The following is a 19,898-nucleotide window of genomic DNA, read 5'->3' on the forward strand; positions in this document are numbered from 1 at the left end:
GGAGGAATTAATTTGCAGTCATCTTATCTAGCACATGGTAAAGTGATTTTAATTGGTGAACATTCTGTGGTTTATGGCTACAATGCCTTAAGTATGCCAATTCAATCTTTAAATATCAAAACAACTGTATCTTTAAATCAAACCCCAGAATATTATATGGATACAGATCGTTACCACGGTGACTTTTTTGAAGCACCAGCTGAATATAATGGCTTAAAGTATATCCTTAAACATTTTCTAAATTTGATTGCGAATCCCCCATATTTAAAGATAAAATACACTGGTTTAATTCCAATTGAACGTGGTCTGGGTTCAAGCGCAACCGTTTCTTTAGGTACAACTAAAGCATTAAACGATTTCTTCCAACTTAATTTGTCAGAAGAAGAAATAATGAACATTACTAATTTTGCTGAAACTATTAACCATGGTAAAGCTAGCGGATTAGATAGTGCAACGGTCAATTCCGATGATTTAGTCTTTTTCAATAAAAATACTGGAATTGAATATTTAAAACAAAAGCTTAATGCTTATCTTTTAATTATGGATACTGGAGATTTGGGCAATACTAAAGAAGCTGTTCAACTTGTTAAAGCTTTAATTGCTAGCTCAACTTTAGCTAAAGCTGCTATTGAACGTCTAGGTCTTTTAACTGATAATGTCAAAAATGCTTGGCTTAAAAATGACGCAGCTACTGTGGGAAAACTTATGACGCAAGCTCAGGCATGTTTGAAGACTTTGCAAGTGTCGACTCCTAAGATTGATCAACTAACAAAATTAGCGATTAATACTGGAGCTTATGGTGCAAAACTATCAGGTGGTGGCTTAGGTGGGATTGTCATTGCCCTATGCCCTGATCAGAAAACCGCTCAAAAAATAGCTCAAAATGCTGGAATTTTAATTAGTAATTATTGGATTGAGGAAGTATGATGAATAATACTGCACGTGCGCATACAAATATTGCTTTAATCAAGTATTGGGGTAAAAAAGACGCTGACTTACGTTTACCGTTAATGTCTAGTATTTCTATGACGTTAGATGCTTTTTATACAGATACAAACTTGGTTTTAGATACTGAAGATAAAAGATTTTATCTTAATGGAGAGCTGGTTACTGGTAAAGCTAGTGAGCGAGTAATTAGTTATGTAGAGCGCTTGCAAAAGCTCTTCCATGTATCAGGTAATTTTCACGTAATTAGTCAAAATCATGTCCCTACAAGTGCCGGGCTCGCTTCTTCTAGTTCAGCCTTTGCAGCTTTAGCTGCTAGTTTTGTTAAAGCTTATCAGCTTGATATTTCAAAAAAAGGCTTGTCCATTTTGGCACGTTTAGGTTCAGGTAGTGCTACCAGATCTATTTTTGGTGGTTTTGCTATTTGGCATCAAGGGCAAAATAGCGCTACCAGCTTTGGTGAAGCAATTGATGAAACTCCTGAAATGGATTTAAGGATGATTGCAGTTGAACTAAATACTAAACAAAAGAAGATATCTTCTACCCAAGGAATGGAAATGGCAAAAACTAGCCCCTTCTTTATTCCTTGGATTCATGAGAATGAAGCGCAAATTATTGATATGAAGGCTGCAATTGAAAATAATGATTTTACTAGTTTAGGTGAATTAGCTGAGCAAAATGCTAGTCAAATGCATGCAGTTAATTTGGCCTGTGAGACTCCTTTTACCTACTTTGAACCTGAAACTGTTGCTTTAATTCATTTGGTACAGGATTTACGTAAGCAAGGACTTGAATGTTACTACACAATTGATGCGGGTCCTAATGTTAAAATTTTGACAGAATTAAGAAACAGCAAAGAAATTCAAAAAGCTGTTAAGCAGTTATTGCCAACTGTTAAAATAGTCGAAAGTGGTTTTGGACCGGGTATTCAATACTTAAATGAACAGATTTAAAAAGATTAGAGGGTTTTAAATTGATAATTGAAAAGGCACCTGGAAAATTATATATCGCAGGTGAATATGCAGTTTTAGAACAAAATTGTCCAGCAATAATTGTCGCCTTAGACCAATTTGTTACAGCTACTATCTTTCCGGCTCATGGAATGACAGGTGTTATCCATTCTAAGCAGTATTCTCAAAATTCAATCCACTGGCGCCGAAGTGGTAATAAAATGGTGATTGATAATCGCGATAATCCATTTGAATACATCATTTCTGCTATTAGGTTTACTGAACAATATTTAGTAGAAAATGGAATTAAACTAAAAATCTTTGATTTACATATTGATTCTGATTTAGATAGTAAAGATGGCAAAAAATATGGCCTAGGGTCTTCAGCAGCTGTCACTGTAGCAACTGTCAAAGCAATCCTATATTTCTATGGAATTGAATTAAATAAAGATTTAATTTTTAAATTGGCAGCTATCTCCCACTATAATGTTCAAGGGAATGGCTCAGCTGGTGATATTGCCGCAAGTGTCTATGGTGGGTGGCTTGCCTATCAAACTTTTGACAAGAAGTGGTTGAAGGCACAACTTTCACATCAGAAACTTTCAAAAATTATTGAGCAAGCCTGGCCTGGTCTTTTGGTACAAGTTTTAACTCCACCAGCTGGCATGGATTTACTAATTGGCTGGAGTGGACAACCTGCTTCAACTTCTCAATTAGTTGATAAAACAGATGCCCATAAAGAGGACATAAAAAAAGAATATCAACATTTTTTAAATGATTCTCGTGCTTGCGTTTTAGCAATGATTAAAGGTTTTAAAGAAAACGATATTAACCAAATTCAAAATGAAATTCGGCGAAATCGTAAAATCTTAGCAAATTTTGCAAAGTTAAATCACATTGCAATTGAAATTCCTCGGCTAACAAAATTAATTGAAATTGCAGAAAGCTTTGGCTTTGCAGCCAAAACTTCAGGAGCTGGAAATGGTGATTGTGGAATCGTCATTACTAATCATGCACAAAGGGAATCACTGCTTAAAATGGAATGGCGCGAAGCTGGTATTATTCCACTAGATTTTCAAGTTCACACCCTATCTAATTAAAGGAAAAACTATGTCACAACATTCTCAAAGAAAAGAAGAACACTTAGCATTAGCAAAAAAGTATTTTGAAATCAAGGCTAATGATTTCGATCGCGTGCAATTAATGCGCCCTGCTCTACCTGAAAGTTATGTTAACAAGAGTTCAATTACATATGAACTTTTGGGTAAAAAAGTTCATGCGCCATTTTATATAAATGCAATGACTGGTGGTTCAGCTAAATCAAAAGAAATTAATCGTGCAATTGGTAAGGCTAGCCGAATTGGTCAGATACCTTTTGCTACGGGTTCTAGCAGTATTTTAGCTAAAGAAAAAGAACAACTTGCGAGTTTTTATGTTGCTCGTCAGGAAAATCCTGATGGCTTATTTTTTGCTAATGTAAATCCTAATACACCTGCTAAAATAGCGAGAGAAATCGTCAAAGAATTAGATGCTGATGCCTTACAAATTCATATTAATGCTGTTCAAGAATTAGCTATGCCTGAAGGTGACCGTGATTTTAGATGGCTTGATAAGTTAAAAGCAATTAGGGATATTGTAGATGTTCCGGTAATCATCAAAGAAGTTGGTTTTGGTTTTGATCAAGCAAGTATTAAATTATTAAAGAAAAACGACTTCAATTTAATTGATCTTGGTGGTGCTGGTGGTACGAACTTTGCTCAAATTGAAAATGCCCGAGCAAAACATCCATTACCATATTTAGATGAACTGGGCTTGTCAACAGTAAAGTCTGCTATCTTCGCTAAGGATGCTGAGATTAACTTTTTTGCTTCAGGTGGTGTTAGAAATGCACTTGATATTTTAAAGTGCTTGGTCTTGGGAGCTAAATCAGTAGGTATTGCTAATTTGTTTTTGCAAGTTTATGAAAATTCGGGTGAAAATGGTTTGGTTGAGCAAGTTTTGCGTTTGGAAGCCGAACTTGCTGGCTTATTTGCACTTTTTGGAATTAACCATGTAGAAGAAGCAAAAAATATCAAATATGTCTTAACTAGTGGCTTATTACAAGAAGTTATTTGTTTAGAAGATTAAAAAAGGACAGATTTTATCTGTCCTTTTTGCTTGCTCTAAATTCTTAATCCTTTTGGATAAAAATTTTTAACGGTTTGCTTGGTCTTTTTACCAAAACTGAATATTTTCCCTTGGTAGCTAATTAATACAAATCCAGATAGATTTTCTGCACTTGTGATAGTTTCACCGTGAAGATATGATTTAAATTCGTCAGCTGTCTTTAAATTGATAACCTTGTCTTGCAAAACTTGTGCCAGAACTAAAGCAAGTTGGTGACTGGGTTCAAAACGATTCTTTTTTAATAAGCCAAGTTCTAGTCCATTATTAACTACTTTAATTCCAGCTGTATCTTCTATCACAGGAATAAAAACATGATTTTTACTTTTACTGAGCTTATCTAAGTTGTTTTGCACTGATTCAGGCAATTTAAAGTCATTTAAAAAATCTATTACAAGTTCACGTTCTGCTTTAGTGAATAATTCTTTAGTCTGATTTTTCCGTTTACTCTTTTTTTTCTTAGCTTTATTTGGAAGACTAACTTGAGTATTTGGCTTTTCAAATAAAGCCATAAATTGGCCTTCACCTATTCCGGTTTGAGGCCAAAAACGCCGACTTGCAGTTACGTCAATCCCGTTAGCCCATTCATTTCTTCCTTTACTGCCTTCTTTAAAGCTAGTAATCGGAATTATTTGTAAATCTTCTTTGGTAATTAGATATTCGCAAATCCCTTCATCTTCTTCAGGTGCATAGGTGCAAGTTGAATACAAAAGCCTACCGCCAGGCTTTAGCATTTTAACAGCATTGTGTAAAATTTCTTCTTGGCGTTTTCGACATTCAAGGACATAGTCCTGACTCCAATAAGTAATCGCATCACTATTTTTTCGGAACATCCCTTCCCCACTACATGGAGCATCAACTAAAATTGCGTCAAAAAATTGAGGGAATTTTTCAGCTAAACGAAAAGAGTCTTCATTTGTTACTAGACAGTTACTTGCTCCCCAGCGTTCAATATTCTCTCTTAAATTTTTACTTCTACTAGTAGAAATCTCATTAGCTACTAATAAACCAGTTTCTTTTAAATCAGCTAAGAGTGCGGTCGACTTCCCACCAGGAGCTGCACATAAATCAAGTACAGTTTCGCCAGGTTTAACAGCTAGTGCTCTTGCTGGAAACATTGCACTTGGTTCTTGCGAATAAGCATAACCACTAACCCAATCTATCCCTTTGCCGTCAACTTGACCCAAATATGCATTAGCTTGACCAGAAACTGGCTTTGAGAGATTTAAAGAAACATTTTTGAAATCACATTTTAAAGGATTAAGTCTAAAAGCTTTTTGCGTTTCCCCAGTTTCAATTGCTTTAAAAAACTGCTGTGCTTGATTGCCAAGTAATTTTTGATATTTATTGATAAATTCTACTGGTAAGCTTATCTTATCTGACACGCTGTTCTTCCTTTCTCTTTAAATATAGGATAGTAGCAAGGTAACCAATTAACATTAAGACAATTGCAAATAAATCAAGATAAATCAGCATATTTTCGTTGGTAAAGAATGCATGATTGCATAAAACAATATAAGAAACTATAGCTGCGAAAATATTATAGAGATTAAATCTACTTATCCGTGCTCTTAAATAGAACTTATGTAATTCATATTTGATTTTATCCATTTGAGTTGTACGGTGATTAATAATTGCAACTAAAAAACTTGATAAAGCCATACTTAACATAATAAAAATTATGATAACGCTGTACGCAATTGCACGTCTTACATGAGTAGTTCGATGGCTTGAAACAATTGCTGGTGTTGAAACTTTACCATTTAAGTAAGAACTTAGTTCTTCTACCACACGATTGCTTGAGGTGTCGACAATTATTTTGAAATTTGAAAGATTAATTTTAGAGTTAGCTTGCTTAACCCCAGTTGTTATGAAATATTTGGTTTGTACACTATCATCAACAGATTTTAAATTACCGACAACTGAAATGTAGTTGTTATTGAGAACAATATATTGATTGTCTTGGACTTTTAATGTTTTTACATTTGATGTAGGCGAAGTTAAGGCAAAGCTAACTCTTCCCTCAAATTGATCTGGAGTAAAATATTTCCCTTTAGCTACAGGTAATAAAGTATTTTCATAATTAGACCAAATCAGTACTTGATCTGTATCATACTTGTTATAAAACTCGAAAGTAATTTTTTCTTTACTAAATTTCTTTTCAGTATATTGAAGTAAGGTCCTAAGTGAAATCTTCCGCTTAGTTGTTAGATTTCTAGAATTGGCAGATAAGCCATTAGCAGTTAAAACTTGGTCAGCGCTTAATGATTGTAGATTAGATACCATTAAGCCTATTAGTAAAAAGCAAATAAAGATGAAAGCTAATATACTATATTTTCTTATTTTCATTATTCCCTTTTATCTCTCAATCTCAAAAATTTTTTCATTGATAAAATCAAAACTTGTGAAGCTTTGATTTATCTCTTTTAAATTTGCTGAAGTTGCAAAGGTTTCATTTAACCAAAAGGCCGCTGAATTAGTTGCTCCTAATTCTTCTCCCACAACCAATAGTTTGGCGTTAGAATGCTGACGCCAATATGAAGTTAATTCAACATCGGCTTGACCAAAATTTGGAGCCCAAGAACAAATAATTAAATCACAGTTTTGATACTTACTTAAAGCAGCATTTGCGGTGAGGTTTTCAACATGAGTTAGCTGCTTTTGGCCAGTATTAGAAGATTTAGCCCACTCTAAATTGTCTGTTGCGATTACTTGTGCTCCGGCAAGCTGAAATGCCTTTGACCATGCAGCGTTCCCAGCCATCACTTCCAATATTAAGTTGGGTTGATATCGGTTAATAATCAGTTTAGCTGTTGTGAGATTTGGCAGTGACCACAAACCATAATGCATGGATAAATATTGTCGAAAATTATTAAGTAAGTTATTGGCTAATTTAGTCTTATTATCAATAACTTTAATTCCTAGTTTAGGTACTTGTTTAAGCGGTATCAACTTTTGGTCTAGCAAATTACAAGTATTGATAATTTGTTTAACTTGCTGATGCAATTCAGCTATATTTAGTTCATTATCTAGTTTAATCAATTTGGTTAAAAAATCCGTCATTTTTCACTTTCCTTAATAGGATTTTACCATTCATTCCTGCAAAAATCAGTTATAATAATAGACAGTTAACAAAAAGGAGAGGTTTTATGGCTTTTAAGAAAAAAGCAAAACGCGAAGAAGAAAACGAAAGTTTTGGTAAGTGGATTTTACAAGTAATTGTAATGGCTGCTGTTTTGCTTGGAATTTATTATGTTGTCTTTACCTTTGTACTTTCAAATGATACAGTTTCAGGACCATCAATGCAGCCTACTTTTGAAAATGGTGATCGAATTATTGCCTTAAGACATACCAGCTTAAAGCGAAATGATATCGTAATTCTAAATGCGCCTGATCAACCTGGTGCCCTTTACATCAAGCGAATAATTGGATTACCTGGTGATACAGTTCAATCTAAGAATGACACCTTATATATCAATGGTAAAAAAGTAAGTCAACCATATCTAAAGCAATATGAATCAAAACTTGCCAAAGGCCAATTATATACTAATAATTTTACGCTTAAGCAATTATTTGGTGTAAGTAAAGTACCTGCAAATTCATACTTCGTAATGGGTGATCACCGTAATGTTTCTAAGGATTCTCGTTACTTTGGTTTTGTTAAGCGCAAGGCAATTGTTGGACGTGTAATATTCAGATATTGGCCTATTACCAAAGTGTCTGGCTTTTAAACTTCACTAAAATTGGCTACAATAGAATTATAGAAAGCGTTGTTTAATGAGCCTAAGGAGTTGATTACAATGAGTTCAGATGAACTTTCAAATACTATTATTGATTTTCAAGTTGAGCATCATGTTAATGATACTGAATTAGCATTTGCTTGTCACCTCTCTGTTGAAAAGATTCATGCAATGAAAATTGGTGAAGGTGAATTTACTGGTGAAGAAATTAATCAGGTACTTGAATACATTCAAAGTAATAATTAGTAATATGAAAAGCGATTAGCTATTGAAGCTAATCGCTTTTTTGTATCTAAAATCTTAATCTTTTTTACATTCATAGTAGTTAATAAACAAATAATATGCAATTGCCATACTAATCAAGAAGACAATCAAATATGAGATAAAGAAATTGAGGTTTAAAATTAATCCTCGTGCTAGTTGGTCATAAATATATAAAGTTATTACAAATAAGACAAGACCGATAATGAACACGATATTCTTTTGAAAACCATTTCGCAAGTTTGAACTAATTAAAAATTGTAAACAAACTACTGAAATAAGTGTAAATATAATTGTTAGTGTGATAAATGTTAAAAATAGTAGTAACATCCCAAAAGTAAAAGCAAATTGTGAATCTAATAAGTTGTTGAGATCTCTAGCTACAATATGGGGATGATTAATCATACTTGCACCAAATGCTAAAGTAATAAAAATCCATTGAATTGCAAAGAAATATGCACAGCCAATAAAGGCAGAACTGATATTATTACTTAAGATTTTCCATTTTGCCATTGGAATAAGATTCCAAGTCGTTGATTGTAAGACTTTAACAACACTAATACAAAGAAAGATAAAGAAAATTAAGTCAAAAGTCATCATTGAATTATCAAAAGCACGGACAAGGTGCAATTGTCTTTCAGGATATATTATGCCCCAACTCATGTCTAAATTGAAGTTAAAGAGTGTTGTTCCGGCTTCTGAAAAATTTCCAAAAAGGAAGTAAGCAATTGATACTATAAATTGAATTGCCAACAAAATATTTGCTAGCTTTAATCTTCTTTTGGCTAGTTCATTAAATAAATTCATTGTAATCCTTCCCTTTTAATCAACTTTTGCTTGATCAAATTTTTGGTAAATAAAGGCATCTAAGAGTAATAATCCAATAAAAGTAATAATTGAGGAAATTATTGTTAAGCCCAAATCGTCTTCAAATTTCAATCCATTAATATGAATCATGTCAAGTAAGTTAGCTAATTTACTGATTCCAATCCAAAGGATTACGTAAACAACGACCATAACTGTCTTACTGAGGGATTCTCCCTTTATTCCAGGAATATTACGTAAGATAATACGAGTTAACATACTTACTAAGAATAAAAGTAAGCAAAGACTTAAAATAACTACAGCGACTAAAATAAAGATTTGACTGGATATTCTTAAAACTTCATTTAGTTTACCCACGAAAACCTTATCTGATAAATTTCTACTAAATTGTCTAAATAATTTCGAAAAGAAGTTATATTGAAGTAATAATGATAAAAATAAAGCGATACCTTGTAAAACAGCTGTATAAATGTATGCAACAATGTTTGTTAAAAATCCAGTAATGAAGATTTTACTTTCGCTAAGTGGTACTAGGTGCCAGGTTGCATGTCTCATATCATTAGCAAATCTGCCCATTAAAAAGATAAAAATAATAAAGTCAATTGGAAAACTAGTTGCCATTACTTGCACAGTAAAAATTGAAAGGATTGAATTAGGCATCCCGGTAATTTTTTCTTTAGCGATAAAAAATAGATATAAAGTTAATAAAAGTGTTCCAGCAAGTTGGAAAAGTAAAAACTTGTTAATTAAACGAACTCTATCTTTTAGTCCTAGCTTAAAGACTTTTCTAATAGTCGTCATATTACTCTTCTCCTTCATATTGCTTTTCATAATAGTCTTCAATTGTTTGACCAGTAGCTCTAATTTCTTCTGCACTTTTATGTGTCAAAATTTGATGGTCTTTAATGATTACTACTTCATCAAGTAAACTAGCAATTTCATTGACAAAGTGATCAGAAATTAAGATAGTTGACTTCTCACTCTTCCAAAGAATAATTGAATTGATGATTTTTCTTCGAGACATTGAGTCAATTCCACTAAATGGTTCATCTAATAAATATAAATCTACCTGTCTAGAGAAGGCTAAAGCAATTATTAATTTCTCTTTCATCCCACGGGATAGCTGACCCAATTTCATATTGTTATTTAACTTCATGAAATCTCTTAATTTGTTGAATTCTTCTACACTGAAATCTTGATAAATTGCTTCATAAAAATCAACGATTTTTTGAATTTTTGTAGCATCACTAAAGCCAGTTAGTTTGTCAGTAAATGATAAACATGCTTTCTTTGCAGCTATATCAGTTTGACCTGCAACAACAATTTGTCCCTTGTTTTGCTTTGCTAAACCACAAATTAATCGCATTAAGGTGGTTTTACCAGCACCATTTTCGCCTAGTAAAGCGACAATCTTTCCTTCTACTAGATTTAAGTTAATATCTTGTAAAATTGTCTTTCGATTCATTTTATAGCTTAAATCTTTAATTTCTAAAATATTACTCATTTCCATATCTCCTTTGTAAGTAATCTTGCAAGGTTGGGATTACTTGCTCTTTCGTAATTCCAAATGAATGCATATTTTCAACAAATTGATCTAATTCCTCATCTAAGAGCTTTTTCTTTGTTAAAGTGATTAATTCTGTATCCTCTGTTACAAAATTCCCTTCTCCTCTTTTGGTAAAAAGTATTCCTTGATTATTCATCTCTTGCAATGCCCGTTGTACAGTGTTGACATTAACAGTTAAATCAACAGCTAATTGTCTAACTGAAGGGATACGGTGTCCTGCCTCTAACTTTCCCAGCACAATTTGTCGGTATAAATATTGTTCAATTTGGATGTAAATCGGTACATTATCTTTGAACTCCATTTACCTCACCTCTCATTGTATTATATATCTATTACACTGCTATAATAACGTATTTATTTCAAGCTTGCAAGTAAAAAAATCAAAATTTAGTTTCACGTTTTGTGTTTTAGCTACATCGAAAAAATAAAAAGGTCATAAATGCCTCTATCAAAGCATTTATGACCTTATATTTATCAAACTTATAGTAAGTGAATAACAAACTTACTTATTAATAGTTTAGCAAAGCTTGCTATTTAAGGCTTCTCATCGATTAAATAACAGTAATCTTTGCTTTAAACTACTAAAATTGTTTCACTACTTGCTTCTTTCTGCATGAAGTTGTGCCATTTTAATCATGACATCAACAGCTTTCCACATTGATTCAAGCACTGTGTATTCAAAACGACCATGCATGTTTTCTTCACCGGCAAACAAGTTTGGACATGGAAGGCCCATGTAAGTTAATTGTGAACCATCTGTACCACCACGAACTGGATCTTCGTTAATTGTCAAACCTTCAGCCTTGTATGCGTCACGAGCCAAATCTACAACTTCCATGTGCTTTTTAAGTTCGTCGGCCATGTTGTAGTATTGGTCCCACATTTTAAGTTTAAGTCTTTCTTGACCGAATTCATCGTTCATCTTTTTAACGATTGATTTTACCAAGTTTTTACGAGCTTCTAGGCCATCACGTTCAAAATCACGAATAATGTAGTCAAGGTGCGCATGATCAACTGTTCCTTGGAAGTTCATTAAGTGGTAGAAGCCTTCTCTGCCTTCAGTTTGTTCAGGAACTTCATTTTGTGGAAGAGCATTTTGGAAATTAATACCAACTTGAACTGCGTTAATCATTTGACCCTTGGCAACAGCTGGGTGAACGTTAACCCCTTGAATATCAAGGACAAATTGAGCAGCTGAGAAAGTTCCCCAGTCAAGCTTACCAGGAGCTTCACCATCAACAGTATAAGCAAAATCAGCCCCAAAGTCTTCTACATCGAAATGTCCAGCACCAGTACCAATTTCTTCATCTGGAGTAAAGCCTAACCGAATACGGCCATGTTTAATTTCTGGATGAGCTAGTAAGTATTCTGCAAAGGTTACTAATTCACTGACACCACACTTGTCATCCCCACCAAGTAAGGTATCACCTGAAGCAGAAATAATAGTTTGACCCTTATATTTCTTCATGTTAGGGAAAACAGCAGGATCTAAGTAAAATTCACTATCACCTAGTTGAATTTTACTTTCACCATCATAGTTTTCTACAATTTGTGGTTTAATATTTTCACTATTAAAGTCTGCAGTATCGCAGTGTGCTAAAAAGCCCATTACTGGCATGTCATAGTCAACATTTGATGGGATTTCAGCGATTAAAACACCAGCTTTTTCATTGTAGTGAATATCTGAAAGACCTAATTCTTCTAAGTCCTTCTTAATAACCATTTGGAAATCAACTTCACGTTGAGTAGATGGGAAACGATCAGCATGCTCATCAGAGCGTGAGTTAATTTTAACGTATTTCAAAAATCGAGGTAGTAAAGTTGGATATTCCATAACTCTATCTTCTTTCTTACATTAAATCTTGGAATGGATCAGTTGATTCTTGTGAGATAATAATTTCAACTGGCCACTTTTCATCAGCCTTAAAATCATTTAAAACTTCAGCACATTTGGTCTTAAACAGACTCTCTGTATAATGGCCTGGATCTACAACAGTTAAGCCACTTGAAATCATATCATGGCCAACATGATAGTAAACATCTCCAGTAATATATGCATCCAAGTTATCCTTGAGTGCATCACGCCAGAACTTACCACCATCACCACACACAAAACCAACTGTTGATATCATTTTATCATTATTTGCTGTGATTAAGCGAACAAAATCAACATTCATTTGCTTTTTGACGTAATAAGCAAAATCAATTGCCTTCAAAGGCTTGGGTAACTTACCCTTACGTCCAACAGCAATTCCGTCATCATCAATTGCAAATGGTTCAACATCAGTCAAGCCTAATTCTTCAGCTTGCCAGTCACTAGAACCATTTTCAGCTTTATCAGAATTGGTATGAATTGAATAAACAGTAATTCCATTTGCAATAATTTTGCCATACATCGCATTTTGGGGGTCACTGAAGTCTAAATTTCTAGCAGGTCTGAACATTACTGGGTGGTGAGAAATGATTAAGTCAACACCCTTTTCAACTGCCTCATCTACTACATTTGGACGCACATCAAGTGTAGTCATAATTTTAGTAACTTCTGCATCAATTGAGCCAATTTGAAGCCCAACTGGGTCACCACTACTTGCAATATTTTCAGGAAAACGTTCATTCAATTTTGCAATAATGTCTTTAACTTTAGTCATTTGTTAGCTCTCCTTCAATAAACTTAATTCTTTGCTCTACTTCAGAAATACGAGTCATATCTTTATTTTTAGCCTTATTAAGATTAACCAAAAGCTGCTTTTGGTAAGCAAGTTGGTTAGTCCACTTTTTGATAAAGACTGAATTCTTCTCTTTTAATAAAAATGGTCCAAATAAAATTTCTTTATCAGATAACTGATGCATCTTGTCAGTCAAAATAGCCTTAATTAGTTCATAAATATGACCAGCAGTATCAATAATTTCTTCTTGAATAATCTGATAATTATGCTCCATCAACCACTTTCTAACGCCTGACTCGCCGATATTAGGTTCGAGGATTAAAGTAGGATAAAGTTCATCTTTTTCTTTAGCAGCTTCAAGTAAGTCGGTCATTAACTTACCACCCATACCTGCAATTACAACTGTTTCAATTTTATCTTCAGGCTTAATTGTTTCTAAGCCACTACCAAGACGAGTTTGAATTTGGTTGCTTAATCCTGCTTCAAGAATGTCTGTTTTGGCATTGTCTAAAGGCCCTTTGGCAACATCTGAAGCAATCGCAAATTGGATCTTTCCTGATTTAACTAAATCAATTGGCAAATATGCATGATCTGTACCAATATCAGCTAAACGTGTATTTTCGTCTACCATTGCCGCTAAATGGGCAAGTCTTGTTTCAAGCATGGCATTCCCTCCTATTTATTGATTGTATCAAAAAAGCCCCGATAAGGGGCTTTTTATTTCGCTTAGTCTAAGAAATCTTTTAATTGGTTTGATCTACTTGGGTGACGTAGTTTACGTAAAGCTTTTGCTTCAATCTGACGAATACGTTCACGAGTAACACCAAATACTTTACCAACTTCTTCCAAAGTTCTAGTTCGACCATCATCAAGTCCAAAACGTAAACGAAGCACATTTTCTTCACGATCAGTCAAAGTATCTAAAACTTCTTCAAGTTGTTCCTTAAGCATTTCATATGATGCATGTTGTTCAGGACTAGTAGCGTCTTTATCTTCGATAAAGTCACCTAAGTGTGAATCATCTTCTTCACCAATTGGTGTTTCAAGTGAGACAGGTTCTTGAGCAATCTTCAAGATGTCACGAACCTTATCAGTTCCCATATCCATTTCAGCACCAATTTCTTCTGGCGTTGGTTCACGTCCTAAATCTTGTAAAAGTTGACGTTGAATTCTAATTAACTTGTTGATAGTTTCAACCATGTGAACTGGAATTCTGATTGTTCTTGCTTGGTCAGCAATTGCACGAGTAATTGCTTGACGAATCCACCAAGTTGCATAAGTAGAAAACTTAAAACCAAGTTTATAGTTAAACTTATCAACGGCCTTCATCAACCCCATATTTCCTTCTTGAATCAAGTCAAGGAATTGCATTCCACGTCCAACATAACGTTTTGCAATTGAAACAACCAATCTCAAGTTCGCTTCAGCAAGTTCTTGCTTAGCTTCTTCATCATCGTTTTGAATTCTTTTTGCTAAAGCAATTTCTTCATCAGCACTTAAAAGTGGTACACGCCCAATTTCCTTAAGATACATTCTAACTGGATCGTTCATACGAATGCTAGATGGAGCAGATAAGTCTTTTAATTCCTCTTTTTCAACATCTTTTTGTTTCTTTAAGGATAAGTTTGATGGATCGCCGTTTTCATCAACAATGCTGATACCATTATCTTCAAACTCTTGTACAAGCTGATCAACAGCTTTACCTTCAAGCTTGTAGGGCTTGATTAACTTTTCAGTAAAGTCGGTCTCCGTAATCTCTTTACTCTTTTTGACTTCTTTGACAAGTTCCTTAACTCGTTTATCTAAAGTCATTTCTGCCATTAATAAGCCTCCCCTTAATTATTATTACGTTTTGTCTTTAGGATTGCGTTAAGCGTCGATAAAATCAAGTCTTGATCATTTCTTCTTTCAGCATCCTTAAGTTGTTCTTGCAAGTTTACTAGGTTTTTGGATTGAGCTTGACGATTGAGTGAAGCTAGGATGTCATCAATTTCTTGAGTTGTGTAACTCTTGGGCATCTCCTTCATTTCCATGCTATCTATTATACCCTTTAATTCAGTTGGAATAAAATCATAAAACTCACTAATTTTAGCATTATCATGCGTTTGCTCATAATTTAGCCAAAGTTCAGCTAATTTTGCATATGATTCATCTGGAAAAAGAAATTTACGACTAAGTAAATATTCTCGAGCGAGTTCTGCATGTATAAAAAGATATAGAAGCCGCATTAAAGCGTTATTTTGTGGTTGATGGTGTTGCTGGGTGACATCGGTTTCTAAAACGGGTTCTTCACTTTCATATTGTTGCTTTCGCCTCTTAGCAGCTCGAAGTCTGCGACCTTCTCTTAATAATGAAACCTTTAAAGAATCCTGAGTAACCCCTGCTTGTCTTGCTAATTTGGCAATATATAAGTCTTTTTCAACCGGATCAGAAAGTGGAGCGATAACTTTAATCGCTTCATCAAGATAAGCTAATTTTTCACGATCATTAGCTAAGTTATATTTTTGTTCTAAACGTTTTAAGAAAAAGTCGGTTGGTGTAATTGCCCCTTTAACTTCATCTTGGTAGCGCTGAACCCCGTATTTTTTGACATATTCATCCGGATCTAGATTTTCAGGTAAGGAAACAATCCCAATTCTAAAGCCACCAACCTGATTGAACATTTTGCTTGCACGTTCAATTGCATGTTGGCCTGGTTCATCACCATCATAATTAATGACGATATTATTAGTAACACGTTTAAGCATATAAACTTGTTCATCGGTTAAACTTGTACCCATTGAGGCGATTCCTGACTTAATCCCAGCCTTATAGGCTGCAATTACATCCATGTAGCCTTCATATAGAATCAAGTGCTTTTCTGAACGTGCAGCTTTTTTAGCTTCAGGAAAGTGAAATAAAACCTTCGATTTATTGAAAATACTTGTTTCTGGACTATTTAAATACTTAGCTAATTCCTTGTTATTAGAAATTCTTCTGCCGGAAAAACCTACAATATACCCAGTTTCATCGGTTAACGGAAACATTAATCGATCACGAAAACGATCATGTAGCTGACCAGATTCAGTCTGTGAAAAGAGCCCACTTTGAATGAGATCTGTATCACTATAACCTTTGCCTTGGAGATAACTTAGAAGTAGTTTCTCACTATTGGGAGCATATCCAATTTGAAAATGCTCGAGCAGCTCTTCTGACAATTCACGCTCACGGGCATATTTTAATGCACGTTCCCCAGCTTTAGTAGTAAATAAAACATGATGGAAAAAGTCACTGGCATCTTGCTGAATTTTCTTTAACGGTGAAAGTGGCTTAATTTCTTTTTGGTAGCCAGAAGGCATTGAGATATTTGCATATTCAGCCACCTTCTCTACAGCTTCGGGAAAAGTTAGATTTTCCTTGTACATCATAAAGCTGAAGACATTTCCACCTTTGCCACACCCAAAACACTTAAAGAATTGCTTCTCTTCACTCACTGTAAAAGATGGAGTCTTTTCCTGATGAAAAGGGCAAAGGCCTACATAGTCTTTACCCTTTTTTTCCAGTGAGACATATTGACTTATGACATCAACAATATTGACATTACTTCTTACTTCATTAATAAAGTCTTCAGGTATTCTTCCAGCCAATTGTCTCACTCCATTCTTTTTTACAAGCTATAATATTTTACCATCTATTTTTTTATTTGATAACTAACATGTCCAAAGCACCTAATCTTGTAGCTAAATCATTAATTTGACTTAGTTGTGCAAGACGGTTATTCTTAACAGCTTCATCTTTTGCCATAATCATATTAGCTTCAAAGTAACGGTCAATAATCTTTTGCATTTTAACAAAGGATTCATATAATTCAGTTAAGTTATTGATAGATTGTAAGTTTTCAGTAGCTAAATACAATTCATTTTCTGAAGCATCTTCAAATAAGTTACTGTTTACAGCTACTCCACCCTTAAACTTAGCCTTCTTTAAGATGTTTTGAATTCTGATTAAACTTTCAACTACTGGTTTGAAATCCTCACTATCATGGTGAGCTTGCAATACTTTAGCAGCTTCTAAGATTCTACTTGGATCTTTTTGACTTGAGTGAAGAACTGCGTCAATTACATCGTACTTGTAGTTGTTAGTTTGAAGGAATTGCTTAATTCTGTCACGAATGAAGAGTGAAATTTGTTCATCGTCTTCTTTGTTCATTGGCATCTTAGCTGGGGTCTTTCCAGTTAAAATTTCCACCATTTCTGGCAAGGCTGCATCAATGTTTAATGACCAGTTTTCGTTAAGTAAGATTCTAACAATACCATAAGCGTATCTTCTTAAAGCATATGGGTCATTTGATGATGAAGGAATCATACCAGCTGCAAAGAAAGTAATGATGGTATCAAATTTGTCTGCAACAGATAATAATGCTCCTACTGTACTTGTTGGTAAATCACCTTCTGCGGTTACAGGCATGTAATGTTCTTTAATTGCTAAGCTGACTGCTTTGTTTTCACCAGCAAGTTCAGCATAGTGCATCCCCATTACCCCTTGCAATTCAGCAAATTCACCGACCATTTGGGTTACCAAGTCAAATTTGTATAATTCACTAGCACGATCAAAGTCTTTAACCACATCTTCGTCGAGGTTAAACTTCTTAGCCAAATAGTTACCAATTAACTTAACACGTTTCATTTTTTCAGACATTGAACCAATCTTATCGTGGAATGAAACGTTATCTAAGCGGGCAACAAAGTGACTAAGTGGGTACTTTTTATCTTCATCGTAGAAGAATTGAGCATCATCTAAACGTGCAACCAATACCTTTTCGTTACCGCTAATTACATTTTCAAGGTATTCTTTGTTACCATTTCTAACTGAAATAAAGTGGTTAATTAACTTGCCATCTTGGTCATAAACCTCAAAGTATCTTTGATTATCCTTCATTGAAGTAATTAATACTTCATCTGGGATGTTTAAGTAACTTTCATCGAAGCTTCCAGCAAAAACAGTTGGATATTCAACTAAGTTAGTAACTTCTTCAAGTAATCCCTTATCAAGTTTAACTTGCCAATTGTTCTTCTTAGCCAAAGCTTCAATTTGGTTAACAATCATTGTCTTTCTTTCAGCAGCGTCAGCAATGACAAATTGGTTTTTTAAGGCTTCTTCATAATCATCGCTATTAGCTAAAATTACGCTGTCGCCTAAGAAACGGTGTCCCATAGTCTTGCGGCCAGCAGTAATATCTAAGATCTTAACTGGAACAACTTCACTACCGAATAATGAAACTAACCAGTGAATTGGACGAACAAATTCAAAGTCATTGCTGCCCCAGCGCATCTTAGTAGGGAAAGTCATAGCTTTAATAATGTCGCTCATTCCTAATAAAATGTCGCTAGCAAGCTTACCAGCTTTTTGAACATGAACATATGCGTATTCAGTGCCCTTTAATTCTTCAAAGTAGATATCATCAGTAGTCATACCTTGACCGCGAACAAATCCTTGTGCAGCCTTGGTAAAGTTACCATCGCTATCTAAGGCAATCTTCTTTGCAGGACCCTTTTTAACTTCGTCAATGTCAGCTTGTTTTTCGGCTAGATCTTGAACTAAAATCGTCAAACGACGTGGGGTTGAGAAAGTCTTAATTGCCTTGAATTCCAAACCGTTTTCTTTTAAGAATTTGCTAGTTCGGTCAGCTAATTGCTTTACACTTCTAGCAACAACATGAGCTGGCATTTCTTCAGTGCCAATTTCAAATAAATAGTCTTTAGTCATTTTCACTCTCCGCCTTTTCTACTTCTGCACTCTTAAGTAATGGAAAGCCGCGCTTTTCACGTTCTTCAACGAAACATTGAGCAACTTCATGAGCCATATTTCTAATTCTCGCTAAGTAGCCTGCTCTTTCAGTAACAGAAACAGCACCACGAGCATCAAGTAAGTTGAAAGTGTGGCTACACTTTAAGATATAGTCGTATGCTGGGTGAACTAAGTTCTTACCAAGTAATTCTTTAGCAGTAGCTTCATAAGTATCAAAGAATTTAAGTAATTCTTCTTGATTACTTTCTTCAAAGGCATACTTAGAGTGTTCGTATTCAGGTTCTTTGAAGATATCACGGTAAAGAATGCCATTTCCCCATTCAAGGTCAAAGACACTGTTAACGTCTTGAATGTATGAAGCTAATCTTTCAACCCCATAAGTGATTTCGCTCATTGTTGGTTTAACGTCTAATTCACCAACAACTTGGAAGTAAGTAAATTGTGAGACTTCCATCCCATCAAGCCATACTTCCCAACCAACACCAGCACAACCCATTGAAGGATTTTCCCAGTTATCTTCAACGAAACGAATATCGTGTTCAAGTGGTTCAATACCTAAAACGCGAAGACTGTCTAAGTAATATTGTTGAATATCAATTGGAGCAGGCTTAATAACTACTTGGAATTGGTGGTGTTGGAATAACCGGTTAGGGTTATCACCATACCGACCATCTGCTGGTCTTCTTGAAGGTTCAACATAACATGCTGCCCAAGGTTCTGGGCCAACTGCTCGTAAAAAGGTGTAAGGGCTCATTGTTCCCGCACCTTTTTCTACATCATAAGAAGGCATAATCATACAGCCTTTAGAAGCCCAAAATTGTTCTAGTTTGAAGATCATATTTTGAACATTTAATTTCTTCTCTGACATTATTTTTCCTCCTGTGCAAAGGCATAAAAAAAGCCTATGCAAAAATATTGCATAGGGACGATTATCTCGCGGTTCCACCCTAATTCAGGAAGCTATTTGTTTCCTGCTCTTAATTAAGTCGACTAG

20 protein-coding genes are annotated in these 19,898 nt (G+C 34.6%); 6 read left to right on the forward strand and 14 right to left on the reverse strand.

Translation table 11 applies throughout. The features are described 5' to 3' along the window. Positions 1–12 precede the first annotated feature (12 nt). The 4 genes from mvk to fni are packed head-to-tail and all read left to right on the forward strand — an operon-like array spanning position 13 to position 4,022. Positions 13–927 carry a mevalonate kinase gene (gene mvk / locus H628_RS0105780; RefSeq protein ID WP_027825603.1) on the forward strand — a complete coding sequence of 305 codons (915 nt, stop codon included), beginning with the start codon at positions 13–15 and terminating at the stop codon, positions 925–927. Then, on the forward strand, positions 927–1,898 hold the full coding sequence (gene mvaD, locus H628_RS0105785; protein ID WP_027825604.1) for a diphosphomevalonate decarboxylase: 972 nt from the start codon (positions 927–929) through the stop codon (positions 1,896–1,898). Before mvk ends, mvaD begins: the two co-directional genes overlap by 1 nt. Positions 1,899–1,918: 20 nt before the next feature. After that, positions 1,919–2,995: a phosphomevalonate kinase gene (locus H628_RS0105790; RefSeq protein WP_027825605.1), complete on the forward strand. Its 1,077-nt coding sequence runs from the start codon at positions 1,919–1,921 to the stop codon at positions 2,993–2,995. Between the two features lie 10 nt (positions 2,996–3,005). Then, positions 3,006–4,022: a type 2 isopentenyl-diphosphate Delta-isomerase gene (fni, locus tag H628_RS0105795; protein WP_027825606.1), complete on the forward strand. Its 1,017-nt coding sequence runs from the start codon at positions 3,006–3,008 to the stop codon at positions 4,020–4,022. Positions 4,023–4,057: 35 nt separating this feature from the next. Here the strand turns inward: fni and H628_RS0105800 are convergent, their stop codons facing one another. From H628_RS0105800 to H628_RS0105810, 3 genes are all read right to left on the reverse strand, one after another. Next, positions 4,058–5,443: an RsmB/NOP family class I SAM-dependent RNA methyltransferase gene (locus H628_RS0105800; RefSeq protein ID WP_236692235.1), complete on the reverse strand. Its 1,386-nt coding sequence runs from the start codon at positions 5,441–5,443 to the stop codon at positions 4,058–4,060. Continuing rightward, entirely contained in the window at positions 5,433–6,344 is a 912-nt protein-coding gene (locus H628_RS0105805; protein ID WP_236692236.1) for a hypothetical protein, read from the reverse strand. Before H628_RS0105805 ends, H628_RS0105800 begins: the two co-directional genes overlap by 11 nt. A gap of 72 nt (positions 6,345–6,416) precedes the next feature. Continuing rightward, complete coding sequence (locus tag H628_RS0105810) at positions 6,417–7,121, reverse strand: hypothetical protein (protein WP_027825609.1); 705 nt, start codon at positions 7,119–7,121, stop codon at positions 6,417–6,419. An 86-nt stretch (positions 7,122–7,207) separates the two neighbouring features. On the opposite strand from H628_RS0105810, the gene lepB reads away from it, so the two are divergent. Both lepB and H628_RS0105820 read left to right on the forward strand, forming a co-directional pair. Then, positions 7,208–7,789: a signal peptidase I gene (gene lepB, locus H628_RS0105815; RefSeq protein WP_027825610.1), complete on the forward strand. Its 582-nt coding sequence runs from the start codon at positions 7,208–7,210 to the stop codon at positions 7,787–7,789. A 69-nt stretch (positions 7,790–7,858) separates the two neighbouring features. Next, the gene (locus H628_RS0105820; RefSeq protein WP_027825611.1) at positions 7,859–8,044 is read left to right on the forward strand and encodes an LBP_cg2779 family protein; all 186 of its coding nucleotides are present in this window, start codon (positions 7,859–7,861) and stop codon (positions 8,042–8,044) included. Between the two features lie 54 nt (positions 8,045–8,098). Here H628_RS0105820 and H628_RS0105825 read toward each other — a convergent pair whose 3' ends face one another. The 11 genes from H628_RS0105825 to glyQ all read right to left on the reverse strand — a co-directional run bounded on the left by H628_RS0105825 (position 8,099) and on the right by glyQ (position 19,772). Continuing rightward, complete coding sequence (locus H628_RS0105825) at positions 8,099–8,866, reverse strand: hypothetical protein (protein WP_027825612.1); 768 nt, start codon at positions 8,864–8,866, stop codon at positions 8,099–8,101. A 15-nt stretch (positions 8,867–8,881) separates the two neighbouring features. Next, positions 8,882–9,685, reverse strand: a complete 804-nt coding sequence (locus tag H628_RS0105830; RefSeq protein WP_027825613.1) for a hypothetical protein — start codon at positions 9,683–9,685, stop codon at positions 8,882–8,884. Position 9,686: 1 nt separating this feature from the next. Then, on the reverse strand, positions 9,687–10,388 hold the full coding sequence (locus tag H628_RS0105835; RefSeq protein WP_027825614.1) for an ATP-binding cassette domain-containing protein: 702 nt from the start codon (positions 10,386–10,388) through the stop codon (positions 9,687–9,689). After that, complete coding sequence (locus H628_RS0105840) at positions 10,381–10,752, reverse strand: GntR family transcriptional regulator (protein WP_027825615.1); 372 nt, start codon at positions 10,750–10,752, stop codon at positions 10,381–10,383. Before H628_RS0105840 ends, H628_RS0105835 begins: the two co-directional genes overlap by 8 nt. A gap of 294 nt (positions 10,753–11,046) precedes the next feature. Then, positions 11,047–12,285, reverse strand: a complete 1,239-nt coding sequence (gene pepT, locus H628_RS0105845) for a peptidase T (RefSeq protein WP_027825616.1) — start codon at positions 12,283–12,285, stop codon at positions 11,047–11,049. Positions 12,286–12,301: 16 nt separating this feature from the next. Next, positions 12,302–13,099, reverse strand: a complete 798-nt coding sequence (locus H628_RS0105850) for a Nif3-like dinuclear metal center hexameric protein (protein WP_027825617.1) — start codon at positions 13,097–13,099, stop codon at positions 12,302–12,304. Next, the gene (locus H628_RS0105855; RefSeq protein WP_027825618.1) at positions 13,092–13,781 is read right to left on the reverse strand and encodes a tRNA (adenine(22)-N(1))-methyltransferase; all 690 of its coding nucleotides are present in this window, start codon (positions 13,779–13,781) and stop codon (positions 13,092–13,094) included. The genes H628_RS0105850 and H628_RS0105855 overlap by 8 nt, the downstream gene beginning before the upstream one ends. A gap of 62 nt (positions 13,782–13,843) precedes the next feature. Continuing rightward, positions 13,844–14,938, reverse strand: a complete 1,095-nt coding sequence (gene rpoD, locus H628_RS0105860; RefSeq protein WP_027825619.1) for an RNA polymerase sigma factor RpoD — start codon at positions 14,936–14,938, stop codon at positions 13,844–13,846. 14 nt (positions 14,939–14,952) lie between these two features. Beyond that, positions 14,953–16,743, reverse strand: a complete 1,791-nt coding sequence (gene dnaG / locus H628_RS0105865; RefSeq protein ID WP_027825620.1) for a DNA primase — start codon at positions 16,741–16,743, stop codon at positions 14,953–14,955. A gap of 52 nt (positions 16,744–16,795) precedes the next feature. Continuing rightward, positions 16,796–18,862 carry a glycine--tRNA ligase subunit beta gene (glyS, locus tag H628_RS0105870; RefSeq protein ID WP_027825621.1) on the reverse strand — a complete coding sequence of 689 codons (2,067 nt, stop codon included), beginning with the start codon at positions 18,860–18,862 and terminating at the stop codon, positions 16,796–16,798. Continuing rightward, entirely contained in the window at positions 18,855–19,772 is a 918-nt protein-coding gene (gene glyQ / locus H628_RS0105875; protein WP_027825622.1) for a glycine--tRNA ligase subunit alpha, read from the reverse strand. The genes glyS and glyQ overlap by 8 nt, the downstream gene beginning before the upstream one ends. Positions 19,773–19,898 lie beyond the last annotated feature (126 nt).

This window comes from Lactobacillus psittaci DSM 15354 (assembly GCF_000425905.1).
Taxonomy (GTDB): Bacteria; Bacillota; Bacilli; order Lactobacillales; family Lactobacillaceae; genus Lactobacillus; species Lactobacillus psittaci.